At 38.5% G+C, this 12415-nt stretch carries 11 protein-coding genes; 9 read left to right on the top strand and 2 right to left on the bottom strand.

The window, feature by feature from the left end; all coding sequences use genetic code 11:
- Positions 1-89 precede the first annotated feature (89 nt).
- From ppk1 to ACG59Z_RS05855, 9 genes are all read left to right on the top strand, one after another.
- The gene (gene ppk1, locus ACG59Z_RS05895; protein WP_400198367.1) at positions 90-2165 is read left to right on the top strand and encodes a polyphosphate kinase 1; all 2076 of its coding nucleotides are present in this window, start codon (positions 90-92) and stop codon (positions 2163-2165) included.
- A 223-nt stretch (positions 2166-2388) separates the two neighbouring features.
- The gene (gene pqqA / locus ACG59Z_RS05890; RefSeq protein ID WP_001982218.1) at positions 2389-2463 is read left to right on the top strand and encodes a pyrroloquinoline quinone precursor peptide PqqA; all 75 of its coding nucleotides are present in this window, start codon (positions 2389-2391) and stop codon (positions 2461-2463) included.
- Between the two features lie 75 nt (positions 2464-2538).
- Entirely contained in the window at positions 2539-3450 is a 912-nt protein-coding gene (pqqB, locus tag ACG59Z_RS05885; RefSeq protein WP_400198366.1) for a pyrroloquinoline quinone biosynthesis protein PqqB, read from the top strand.
- Positions 3451-3458: 8 nt separating this feature from the next.
- Positions 3459-4217 carry a pyrroloquinoline-quinone synthase PqqC gene (pqqC, locus tag ACG59Z_RS05880; RefSeq protein WP_077163918.1) on the top strand — a complete coding sequence of 253 codons (759 nt, stop codon included), beginning with the start codon at positions 3459-3461 and terminating at the stop codon, positions 4215-4217.
- Positions 4214-4498, top strand: a complete 285-nt coding sequence (gene pqqD, locus ACG59Z_RS05875; protein WP_039253697.1) for a pyrroloquinoline quinone biosynthesis peptide chaperone PqqD — start codon at positions 4214-4216, stop codon at positions 4496-4498. The genes pqqC and pqqD overlap by 4 nt, the downstream gene beginning before the upstream one ends.
- Positions 4495-5649, top strand: coding sequence for a pyrroloquinoline quinone biosynthesis protein PqqE (pqqE, locus tag ACG59Z_RS05870; protein ID WP_400198363.1), 1155 nt, complete (start codon positions 4495-4497; stop codon positions 5647-5649). The genes pqqD and pqqE overlap by 4 nt, the downstream gene beginning before the upstream one ends.
- A gap of 16 nt (positions 5650-5665) precedes the next feature.
- Positions 5666-6718, top strand: a complete 1053-nt coding sequence (locus ACG59Z_RS05865; RefSeq protein ID WP_400198361.1) for a dipeptidase — start codon at positions 5666-5668, stop codon at positions 6716-6718.
- A gap of 579 nt (positions 6719-7297) precedes the next feature.
- Positions 7298-7474 (top strand): hypothetical protein, encoded by a 177-nt coding sequence (locus tag ACG59Z_RS05860; protein WP_002049853.1) that lies wholly within the window; start codon positions 7298-7300, stop codon positions 7472-7474.
- A 252-nt stretch (positions 7475-7726) separates the two neighbouring features.
- Positions 7727-7963: a hypothetical protein gene (locus ACG59Z_RS05855; RefSeq protein ID WP_400198359.1), complete on the top strand. Its 237-nt coding sequence runs from the start codon at positions 7727-7729 to the stop codon at positions 7961-7963.
- 72 nt (positions 7964-8035) lie between these two features.
- On the opposite strand, the gene ACG59Z_RS05850 is transcribed toward ACG59Z_RS05855, so the two are convergent.
- Positions 8036-11143 carry an AdeB/AdeJ family multidrug efflux RND transporter permease subunit gene (locus ACG59Z_RS05850; RefSeq protein WP_400198357.1) on the bottom strand — a complete coding sequence of 1036 codons (3108 nt, stop codon included), beginning with the start codon at positions 11141-11143 and terminating at the stop codon, positions 8036-8038.
- A complete protein-coding gene (locus tag ACG59Z_RS05845; RefSeq protein WP_400198355.1) occupies positions 11140-12306 on the bottom strand; it encodes an efflux RND transporter periplasmic adaptor subunit in 1167 nt (388 codons plus the stop codon). Before ACG59Z_RS05845 ends, ACG59Z_RS05850 begins: the two co-directional genes overlap by 4 nt.
- Between the last annotated feature and the right edge of the window lie 109 nt (positions 12307-12415).

Genomic DNA, 12415 nt, shown 5'->3' with positions numbered 1-12415 from the left:
CAAAATGTCCGGTGAATAAAATCGGTTATACATTATTAAATTAATCTTTTTTATTCATGTTCACTTTTTATCAATTATAAGAGTCAAGAATGACATCATTACCAACTTTATCTAGCTCAAACCAGCATAATTTAGAGACATATATTAATAGAGAACTCTCTTTATTAGAGTTTCATAAGCGAGTGCTTGCTCAGGCCAAAGATATTGAACACCCATTACTTGAACGTTTAAATTTTTTAATCATTTTTTCGCGCAATCTGGATGAGTTTTTCGAAATCCGTGTGGCAAGTTTAATCCAGAAAATTAGCTTAATGAGTCAAGCAACTGGGCCAGAAGGTTTGCCATTAGTAGAAGTATTAAAGCAAATTTCGAAAAATGCGCATGAAGCCGTTGAAGAGCAATATAACATTTTAAATTATACGTTGTTGCCACAGCTACAAGGTTATGGCGTTCACTTTATTCAGCACGGCGATATATTAGAAAAGCATAAAGACTGGATTAAAGAGTACTTTTTTAAAGAAGTACAACCTGTAGTTACTCCAATTAGTTTAGACCCTGCGCATCCATTTCCAAGATTGGTCAATAAAAGCCTTAATTTTATTGTGACTTTGGAAGGTAAAGACGCTTTCGGACGCCAAATTGATTTAGCTATTGTACCGGCACCGCGTTCGTTACCAAGACTTGTTAAAATTCCAGAACATATTTCTGGTGGTGCAGAGCATTACATTCTGCTCTCGGCTATTATTCATCAGCACATTTCAGATTTATTTCCCGGCATGAAAGCGACGGGCTGCCACCAATTTCGCGTAACCCGAAATGCCGATTTAACCGTTTCTGAAGATGTAGAAGACTTAGCTGCAGCTTTAAAGGGTGAATTGTCTTCACGCCGTTTTGGCCAAGCGGTTCGTTTGGAAGTAGCAAAAAAATGTCCTGAAGAAATTGCTAACTATTTATTAGAGCAATTCGATTTAGATGCAGAACATCTTTATTACGTCGATGGTCCTGTCAACTTAGCCCGCTTTATTTCAAACTTTGATTTGCCAGATTTACGCTATAAACCGTATCAACAAGTTTTACCAAAACTCCTCTATAGCAAAAAGCCAATTTTTGATGTGTTAAAAGCAGGCGATGTTTTACTGCATCATCCATTTGATTCTTTTGCACCTGTTATCAAGTTTCTTCGTGAGGCTGCACAAGATCCAAATGTCTTGGCAATTAAACAAACCTTATACCGTAGTGGCGCCAACTCGGAAATCGTTCAACTTCTTGCAGAAGCTGCACGTAATGGAAAAGAAGTTACTGCGGTCATTGAGTTACGGGCACGTTTTGACGAAGAGTCCAATATTGAAGTAGCCAACGTATTGCAAGAAGCGGGCGCGGTTGTAGTGTATGGCATTGTTGGCTATAAAACTCACGCTAAAATGATTTTGGTCGTTCGCCGTGAACAAGACAAAATGAAAAGATATGTCCACTTAGGTACAGGCAATTATCATGCGGTGAATGCCAAAATTTATACCGATTTTGGCCTGCTTACCAGTGATGCTGAAATTTGTGAAGACGTACATAAGATTTTCCAAGAACTGACTGGTATGGGCAAAATGGCGAAGCTTAAAAAACTTTTTCATGCACCTTTTACCTTGCACTCTCAGTTGCTAGAGCTTATTGAGCAGGAAATTAAAAATCGTCTTGCTGGCAAGAAGGCACATATCATCATTAAAGTGAATGCACTCACTGAACCACAGCTCATTAGCGCGCTTTATAAAGCTTCTCAAGCGGGTGTACAAATTGATTTAATTATTCGCTCAATTTGCTGTTTAAGACCACAAGTTGTAGGGTTGTCCGATAATATTCGAGTACGTTCAATTGTTGGACGCTATTTAGAACATACTCGGGTTTACTATTTTTATAATGATGGTGATACAAAAGTGTTTTGCGCTAGTGCAGACTGGATGGAACGTAATTTGTTCTCGCGTATCGAAACCTGCTTCCCAATCGAAAGTAAAAAATTAAAGAAACAAGTGATTGAAGATGGGCTAAACAATTATCTAAAAGATAATCGTCAAGCATGGGAACTACAAGCCGATGGAACTTGGGTGCAATGTCAGCCTAAAGAGGGGCAAGAGCTTTATATTGCGCAGCAACACTTAATGAACTTAGCCGTGTAAAACATCTGTCATAGCAGAATATACATCTGCTATGACCTTTTAATCGCCTTTGATTGATAAGGAGTTATTAAAATTTGGACAAAAAACACAATTATCGAACAATATCTTGTGCCAAGCTTATCTACAAACGTGACATTTTTAATTAGAATAAATTTTTAATTGCTTTATAAGATTTGATCAAGTGATTCATTTCACAAGATTAATCCTGACTGGAGAAAAATTTATGCAATGGACAAAACCAGCTTTCACTGATTTACGTATTGGTTTTGAAGTAACAATGTACTTTGAAGCACGTTAATTATTTCTATTCAAATCTGTCATAAGCCCTAGTTTTGTTCTAGGGCTTATGTCTTTCTAATAAGATATTAATTTTATGTATATTTATATTTTAGGTTCAGCAGCTGGAGGCGGCTTCCCTCAGTGGAACTGTAATTGTCCTAATTGTCATGGTGTCCGTACCGGTACGATTAATGCCAAAGTACGTACTCAATCTTCAATTGCGGTTTCAGAAAACGGCGTAGACTGGATTTTATTAAACGCATCACCAGATATCCGCCAGCAATTATTTGACTTTAAAGCAGCTCAACCTGCGCGTAAATTACGTGACACGGGCATTACCAACGTTATTTTAATGGATAGCCAGCTTGACCATACCACTGGACTGTTAACTTTACGCGAAGGCTGTCCAATGAATGTGTGGTGTACTGAAATGGTCTATCAAGACCTGATCACAGGTTTTCCAGTCTTTAACATGTTGAAGCATTGGAATAGCGGTCTTCAATACAATGAAATTAATCCTAAACAAGCTTTTCAAATTGATGGTTTCGAAAATTTAGAATTTTTACCTTTAATTATTCAAAGCGCTGCACCACCATACTCGCCACATCGCCATGACCCGCATGAGGGCGACAATATTGCCTTAATCATAAAAGATCACAAAACACAAAAACAGTTGTTTTATGCGCCAGGGCTTGGAAAGATTGACGATCAAATCATGCAGATTATGCAAAATTCAGATTGTGTCATGATTGACGGTACACTTTGGACCGATGATGAAATGCAACAAACCGGTGTAGGTAAAAAAACTGGCCGTGAAATGGGGCATTTATATATTAGTGGTGAAGGTGGTTCGTTGTCTTATTTGAACCAACTCAATACACCGAAAAAAGTACTAATTCATATTAACAATACAAATCCGATTTTAAATGAAGACTCCGCTCAGTTTGCCGAACTAAAGGCAAATGGTGTAGAGGTTGCCTATGACGGCATGCAGATCGAACTCTAAGGTGAAACATGACCCAAACACCTGAAGCTTTAACAACAGAACAATTTAAACAGGCCATTATTGATAAAGGTCAGTATTATCATATCTATCATCCATTTCATGTGATGATGTATGAAGGTAAAGCGACTCAGCAACAAATTCAGGCTTGGGTTGCAAATCGCTATTATTATCAAATCAACATTCCACTCAAAGATGCCGCGATCATGGCAAATTGCCCAGACCAACGCGTACGTCAGGAATGGATTCAGCGCATGATTGACCAAGATGGTGAATATCCTGACGGTGGTGGCCGAGAGGCTTGGCTACGTTTAGCAGAAGCTGTTGGTTTGAGCCGTGAACAAGTTATTTCCGAAGAATTGGTTTTACCGGGTGTACGCTTTGCCGTAGATGCCTATGTAAATTTCGCACGCCGTGCATCATGGCGTGAGGCAGCAAGCAGCTCTTTAACCGAATTATTTGCGCCTCAAATTCATCAGTCTCGTCTTGAGTCATGGCCACAGCATTACCCTTGGATTGATGACAAGGGCTATGAATATTTCCGCTCTCGTTTAAGTCAAGCACGCCGTGATGTTGAACATGGTTTAACAATCACACTTGATTCATTTACCACACATGAACAACAACAAAGAATGCTGGAAATATTACAGTTTAAACTGGATATTTTATGGAGCATTTTAGATGCCTTAACACTGGCGTATGTACACAATGAAGCACCGTATCATAGCGTGACCAAAGAACGGGTATGGCACAAAGGACTATTTAAATGAATAAAGAACAATTTGATGTAAATCTTGTGCCGACATGGCGACAAGGTTATCGCTTTCAATTTGAACCCGCTCAAAATGGCTTTGTGATTTTATATCCTGAAGGCATGATCAAATTAAATGAAAGTGCAGGGGCCATTGGACAGTATATTGATGGAAAAAATAACGTTTCTGCCATTATTGCCCAACTCAAGCAACAATTTGGTGATATAGCCGAAATTGACAACGATGTCATTGATTACATGTTAGTTGCCCAGCAACAGCACTGGATTGATTTTATATGACCAATGGTGTTGGTTTACCCCTATGGCTACTAGCGGAGCTAACGTATCGTTGTCCGCTACAATGTCCATATTGTTCGAACCCTTTAGACTACGCACAGCACAAAAATGAATTGACCACTCAAGAGTGGTTTGATGTTTTTGATCAAGCACGTCAAATGGGTGCTGTACAACTCGGTTTTTCGGGTGGTGAACCTTTAGTACGTCAAGATCTGGAACAGCTTGTGGCGCATGCGCACCAACTCGGGTTTTATACCAACCTAATTACCTCTGGTATGGGACTTACCGAACAGCGTATTTCCCATTTAAAACAAGCTGGCCTAGACCATATTCAAATTAGCTTTCAGGCAAGTGACCCAGTTGTTAATGACGCCTTGGCAGGTTCGAAACATGCTTTTGAACAAAAGTATGAAATGTGCCGACTTGTTAAGAAATATGATTATCCGATGGTCCTTAATTTTGTGATCCATCGGCATAACATTGACCAAATTGATAAAATTATCGAACTTTGTCTAGAACTTAATGCAGATACAGTCGAGTTAGCAATTTGTCAGTTTTATGGTTGGGCATTTTTAAACCGTCAGGGTTTATTACCGACACAAGAACAACTCATACGTGCCGAACGTATTACCAATGAATATCGCGACAAGTTAAAAGCGCAAAATCATCCTTGCAAACTTATTTTTGTAGTCCCTGACTATTACGAAGAAAGACCAAAAGCTTGTATGAATGGCTGGGGTAAAATTTTCTTTACGGTAGCACCAGATGGTATGGCTTTGCCTTGTCACGCCGCTAGACAGTTGCCTATTTCTTTCCCAAATGTTCGTGAACAAAGCCTATCAAAAATCTGGTATGAGTCTACCGGTTTTAATCACTTCCGTGGCGATGCATGGATGCCAGAAGGCTGCCGTAGTTGTCCAGATAAAGACCGTGACTTTGGCGGCTGCCGTTGCCAAGCCTATATGTTAACAGGTGATGCAAGCAATGCAGACCCTGTCTGCGGTAAATCGCCATATCATCAGCTGATTGAACAGGCACGTGCCGAGAGTGAACTTGATTCCTCTCTAGAAAAACTGGTGTTCCGTAATACTAAAAATTCAAAGCAATTTATAGTTCAGCAAAACATTCCTGTTCAAAATATTGCAGATGAATAGCGGTGAGAACGTAAATATGAATCATTGCTCAGTTCCTGTTTTTGATGGTCATAACGATGCACTAACGCGTCTGTGGTTAAGCGATCATCGCAATCCTGCTCAAGCTTTTATTCAGGAACGTTTAGCGGGACATCTCGATTTAAAACGCTGTCAAGAAGCAGGCTTTGTTGGCGGTATGTTTGCTATTTTCTTGCCACCTTTTGCCTATGTTCAGCAGCACCATCCTAATAAGCTTTTTGACCAAACTTCATCTGACTTCACACAACAGCAAATTGAACAAATTTGTCTGGAACAACTCGATTTAGCAAAACAACTGGCTGAATATTCTAATGATATTCAAATTTGCACAACTGTTCAGGATATTCAGCACTGTTTAGCAAAACAAAAGTTAGCCATTGTATTGCATATGGAAGGCGCCGAAGCATTACAGCACAATCCAGATTTACTCGATGTATTTTATGATGCAGGGCTTCGTAGCATTGGACCGCTTTGGAATAGACCCAGTCGTTTTGGACATGGTTTAAACGCTAAATTTCCCCATTCACCCGATACGGGAGCTGGCCTTACACACGAGGGCAAAGCATTTATAAAGCGCTGTGCTGATAAAAAAATGGTGATTGATGTTTCCCATATGAATGAAAAAGCTTTTTGGGATACAGCTCACATTCTTCAGCAGCCAATTGTCGCGACTCATTCGAATGTCCATGCTTTATGTCCACAAGCCAGAAACCTAACAAATGACCAACTCAAAGCGATCAGAGACTCTAAAGGCATAGTTGGGGTAAATTTTGATGTGGCTTTTTTACGTAAAGACGGGCAACGTGATGCTAACACATCCATTGATGTACTTTTAGAGCATCTTGAATATTTAATAGATCAAATGGGGGAAGATCATGTCGGTTTTGGTTCCGACTTTGATGGAGCACTCATTAGCCATGAAATTGAAGATGTGAGGGGGCTACAACTACTCATTGAAGCAATGCAAAAAAGGCATTATTCAAATGAGACTATAGAAAAAATTTGTTTTTCTAACTGGTTAACCGTACTAAATCGCATTCTAAGTAAATAATTTATTGCTAAACATATTAAAAATAGCGAATTATTTTGCATTTTTTATTGGCCGAAATGACTAGAAAAAGTACAAATAGTTTAATTGTCAACCATTCGGTAAATTAATTAGAATCGATATTACTAAATGTAAGAACATTTGGTATTTCAGGTCTTTAGTGGTTTTCACATGCGCCCATTTCTTTATGAGAAGTAGAAATGGGCGTTTTTTATTGCCCAATTATAAAATGTGAATCTCATCACAAGAATGACCAATTAATTGCAAATGATCCCTTTCCCATCTTGACTAAAAGTTCAGCATTAAATACATTGGAATTGTATTTAAAGATAAATAAGATTGCATAAAGCAATTAATAATACTGCTTAATCCTGAAATACAGTAGAAAGCCTATTCTATTTTTAGAATAGGCTTTTTGCTTTGTATCAAAATTTATTTATGAAACTATTACACTCTTCAATTAACATAAAAATTAAATACCTTACAAAAGCGGTTCAAATCAAAGTCCTTAAATAACAAAGAATGTGCTATTAATTTAAGTTGATTTCTCAAAAGTTTCTCCGTCAACTGAAGAGGTGCAAAATGTTAAAATCAATTTTAGTACTAGGAACAGGTATTGCTATTGGCATGTGCGTGTACAAGAAGAAGCAAAAAAACAGTAAGAGCTTTAGTACCGATAGCGATACTGACTCTTTGATTAGTAAGGATAATAATAAAAATAAAGATGATAGTTCACTCGACAATGCTGTACAGGTTTAAAGTTAAATAAAGGGGTTCATACGTGAACCCTTTAAATATAGTCTTATAAATTAAATTTACTTAAAATAATTAAGCTTTTTTATAAGCTAGTTTAATAATAACTCCTATTTGAAATAATTATTTCACTATTCATTTAATTATTAAATAAATATGTTTAAAACAAAAAAAACACTTCAAATGCTAAATTTTACATGTTGTAGCAAAACAAACTCTATTATTTTTTATGTTAAGAATAAGAAAATGGAGACTAAAATGTCTAAACGTCATATTTTAAAAGAAGTTAATGCGAAAAGTATGTGCGGTATGGAAATTGTAGTAGAACAGATTTTTGAAAATGCGCTTGAAAAAAATTTGGCTTCAAGTGAAATACAACAAAACTGGTTACCTCTTTCTAAGATTGTGATTTCAGACAAAGTCATCAATTTAGATCAAGACAATACCTTTGCTCATCCTAGAACAGGTAAAGTCTTTAAGGTGTTAAACTCTTAAATAATTTGGTTTTAGATGAATATAAAAGAAATAATTGAGGCGGAACCCTTTGTGGTTTCGCCTCAATGTGTTTTATAGGTTATTTTTCTTCTTTAAAAATAGTTTTTCGGCTGCTCCCAACACAAAAATAAAGAAGACCGGCACGAAAAATATAGCCAGAATTGTCGCAGAAATCATACCTCCAAACACGCCAGTCCCTAACGCATGCTGAGTTTCAGAACTTGCACCACTTGCAATTACCAGCGGAATCACACCAAAAGTAAAGGCAAGAGAAGTCATTAAAATTGGACGTAAACGTAACTTCGCTGCCGCAACTGCTGCTTCAATTAAGCTCATACCTTCTTCTTTGAGCATTTTTGCGAACTCAACAATTAAGATCGCATTTTTTGCAGATAAACCAATAATGGTAATCAGACCAATTTTGAAGAAAATATCGTTTGGTATTCCTCTTAGCATAATCGCTAAAATAGCACCAAAAATGCCTAAAGGAACAACCAACATAACTGACAGGGGAATTGACCAACTTTCATAAAGTGCAGCTAACACTAAGAATACGACCAACATCGATAAAGCAATTAGAAATGCCATTTGCGATTCAGACTGTTTTTCTTGCAAAGAAATACCTGTCCATTCATAGCCAATTCCTTGAGGAAGTTTGGCAATCAATTTTTCCATTTCTCGCATTGCATCGCCTGAAGAAACTCCAATATTAGGAACCCCAGCAATACTTAATGAAGGACGGCCATTATATCGATTATATTGCTGCGGCAACTTGTTCCACTGTGGAGTGACCACCTCAGATAAAGACACCAGTTGTCCATTTGCGCCTGCAACCTTCAAGTTCAAAATATCTTTTAAATGCATGCGCGATTGTGCATTAGCTTGAACAATGACCTGCTGCATACGACCTTGATTTGGGAAGTCATTGATATACATTGACCCCATAGAAGTCGAAATAATATCTGAAACAGAAGCAAAGCTAACACCTAAGGTATTTAACTTCTCACGGTCTATTTTCAAACTAATATTGTCACCTTGTGGCAAGCCTTCTGGATAAACCATATAAAACTTTTTGTTTTGAGCGGCCATTTCCATGAGTTTATTTTGCGCCGAAATTAAAGCCGGCATTCCTAAATTGGCCTTATCTTGTAAACGCAAGCTAAAGCCTGAAGAGGTACCTAACTCATCAATGGCTGGAGGAAGTACAGACATCGTTGTACCTTCCTTACTTTTCGCCATTTCTGCATTAACAAAGTTGGTATAGTCAGTTGTAGATTTATCACGTTCACCAAAATCTTTTAAGGTTGTAAAAGCGAGCGCAACGTTTTGGCCAGCGCCACTAAATCCCCAACCCATAATTGAAATATTGCTTTTTACATCTGATTGTTCATTTAGATGACCTTCAAACTCTTTGACAATTTTTTGAGTCCGTTCTACAGTTGCATCAGAAGGTAATTGGAACGAAGTTAAAAACCAGCCTTGATCTTCTTCAGGCATAAAGGCAGTTGGCCAATATTTCATACCTGCAAAAGTTAGGCCTGTAATCCCCACAAAAATGATGAATGTAGGAATCGTATGTTTAACAACTTTTAAAAGAATAACTTCATACTTTTTTGTGACCTTATCAAAGCTTCGATCAAACCATGCATAAAATCCTTTCTTTTGATGGTGAGCATCAATTGGTTTGAGCAAGGTTGCACAAAGTGCAGGAGTTAGGGTTAAAGCTAAAAATGCTGAGAATAAAATTGAAACCGACATGGTAATCGTAAATTGGCGATAGATAATACCAACCGAACCACTTGCCAAAGCCATAGGCAGAAATACAGCAGCCAACACCAAGGTAATACCAATAATTGGGCTGGTAATCTCTGTCATGGCTTTAGATGTCGCTTCTTTAGGCGATAAGCCTTCAGTTGCCATAATCCGTTCAACATTCTCGACCACCACAATCGCATCATCGACAATAATCCCGATGGCAAGCACCATACCGAACATGGTCAACACATTAATTGAGTAACCTGTCAAAAGCATGATGGTAAAGGTGCCGAGCAGGGCAATTGGTGCCACGATCGCAGGGATTAATGTATAGCGAACATTATGAAGAAATACATACATCACAATAAAAACCAGTACCATGGCTTCAAGTAAGGTATGAACTACTTTTTCTATCGAGATTTTAACGAAAGGCGCAGTGTCATAAGGAATACTAAATTGCATTCCTTCGGGTAGGTTTACTTTTAATTCATCGAGTTTCTGCTTTACCGCATCGGCTGTTTTTACTGCATTTGCACCAGGACTGAGCTGAATTGCCGCAGCCGTTGCAGGTTTACCATTTTCTAAAATTGCAAAGCTATACGATTGCGCGCCCATTTCTACATCGGCTACATCCGATAACTTAATATGAGCACCGCTAATATTGCTCTTTAAACTAATGTTTTTAAACTGTTCAACTGTTTCGAGTTGACCTTGAGCAGATAACGGCACTGTTATTAGCTGCCCGTTAACTAAAGGACGGTCACCAAGCCGACCCGGTGCAATATCAATGTTATTGCTGCGAATCGCATTGTTTACATCACTAATTGAGAGTCCATAAGAAACCAATTTGTTTGGGTCCACCCAAATCCGCATCGCTTTTTCAGCACCAAAAGACTGAATTTTTCCGACACCCTCAACACGTTTAAGCTCTTCGACCACATTACGAACTAAGTAATCACTTAAATCGACTTCTGAATAACGATGGTTAGGTGAGTTTAAACCGACCAGCATTAAAAAGCCTGAAGACGATGCTTCGACTGCTAGACCTTGTTGACGAACAACTTGCGGTAAGCGGGCTTCAACCGCTTTAATCTTGTTTTGTACATCGACCTGAGCCATATCGACATCAGTGCCAGGTTTAAACGTTGCAGTAATTTCAGCGGTTCCTGACGAATCCGTTGTAGCACTATAGTAGAGTAAGTTTTTTACTCCCGACATTTCCCGTTCAATGAGAGTAATAACGCTATCATTAATCGTTTTGGGAGTAGCGCCAGGATAGCTTGCTGTAATGTTCACCTGAGGCGGTGCGACACTCGGAAAGCGTGCAATAGGCAACTTCGGAATACTTAGTACACCAAATAAAATAATAAAAATCGCAATTACCCATGCAAAAACAGGGCGGCGAATAAAGAATTGAGACATCATTTAGCATCTCCTTGCTTCACCGTATTTGCTGCCGAAGGGGCTTTCCATGCTGAAATCGTTAGCTTTTGGTTTGGCTGAATACGCTCAATCCCTTCAACGACAACTTTATCTCCAGCTTTCAAGCCTTTATTGATGAGATAAAATTGTTGATATTGTTGGCCTAGCTCTACAGGACGTATATCTGCACCACCTTTGGCATTTACAATATAAACTTGTGGGTCGCCGTTCATATTGCGCTGAATAGCTTGTTCTGGAACAAGTAAAGCCTGTGGAACAGAAGCGCGTTCAATATTGACGCGAACATACATGCCCGGTAGTAATTTTCTTTCAGGATTGGTCACTTCAATACGGATGGTGACATCACCCGTTTCAGGGTCAACATTAATATCTTCAAAAAGCATTTTTGCCGACACGTTATAAGGTTGTCCCAAACTATTTAAAATTTGCACACCCTTTTGATTGTTGGCAGATAACTCACCACTTTGTAAAGCTTCCTTTAAGCGCTCATATTCACCAATAGACTGTTTTACGTCGACATACACTCGGTCAATTTGTTGAATGGTAGCCATCGTATTGCTATCAGCTTGGCTCACTAGAGCACCTTCGGTCACAAATGATTTACCAATACGACCGGAAATTGGTGCTCGCACTGTGGCGTACTGTAAATTAAGATTTTGGCGAGCAAGCAAAGCTTTCATTTGAGCAACATCTGCAATCGCTTGTCGATATTGCGCCTCAGCATTACTTACTTCTTGCTTACTAATTGCGTTACTTGGTAAGAGTTGCTGGTAGCGTTCTAGTTGTATTTTTAAACGATTAACTTCTGCTTCTGCTTTATTTAGGCCAGCTCGATTACTATTTACATCAGCTTCAAAAATTTCCGAGTTTATTTTATATAAAGGTTGTCCAGCCTTGACTTCACTACCTTGGGTGAACAGAACTTTTTCAACAATACCGCCTACCTGAGGTCGGATTTCGGCTGTACGGAAAGCCTGAACACGCGCAGGTAAGTTTTCACTAAAATTTACAGACTGCGGCTGAATTGCTAAAACAGTGACTTTAGCTTCTGGTGCTTGAGCTTGATCTGTCGCTTGCTCTTTACCACAACCATGCAAAACAAGACTAATTGAGAATATGAATGGAACTAAAAAATGCTTCTGCACTTTTGTAACACCTAATGGACTTCTAGATGCTGGCATTATTTTTGATGTGTGTGTAACTAAAATCACTAATATGTGGAAAAAGTGTGGAGACTTAAGAAAAAATACGCGT

This window comes from Acinetobacter sp. ABJ_C1_1 (genome assembly GCF_044684115.1).
Taxonomy (GTDB): Bacteria; Pseudomonadota; Gammaproteobacteria; order Pseudomonadales; family Moraxellaceae; genus Acinetobacter; species Acinetobacter nosocomialis_A.
This window is presented reverse-complemented; position numbering and strand designations above follow the sequence as displayed.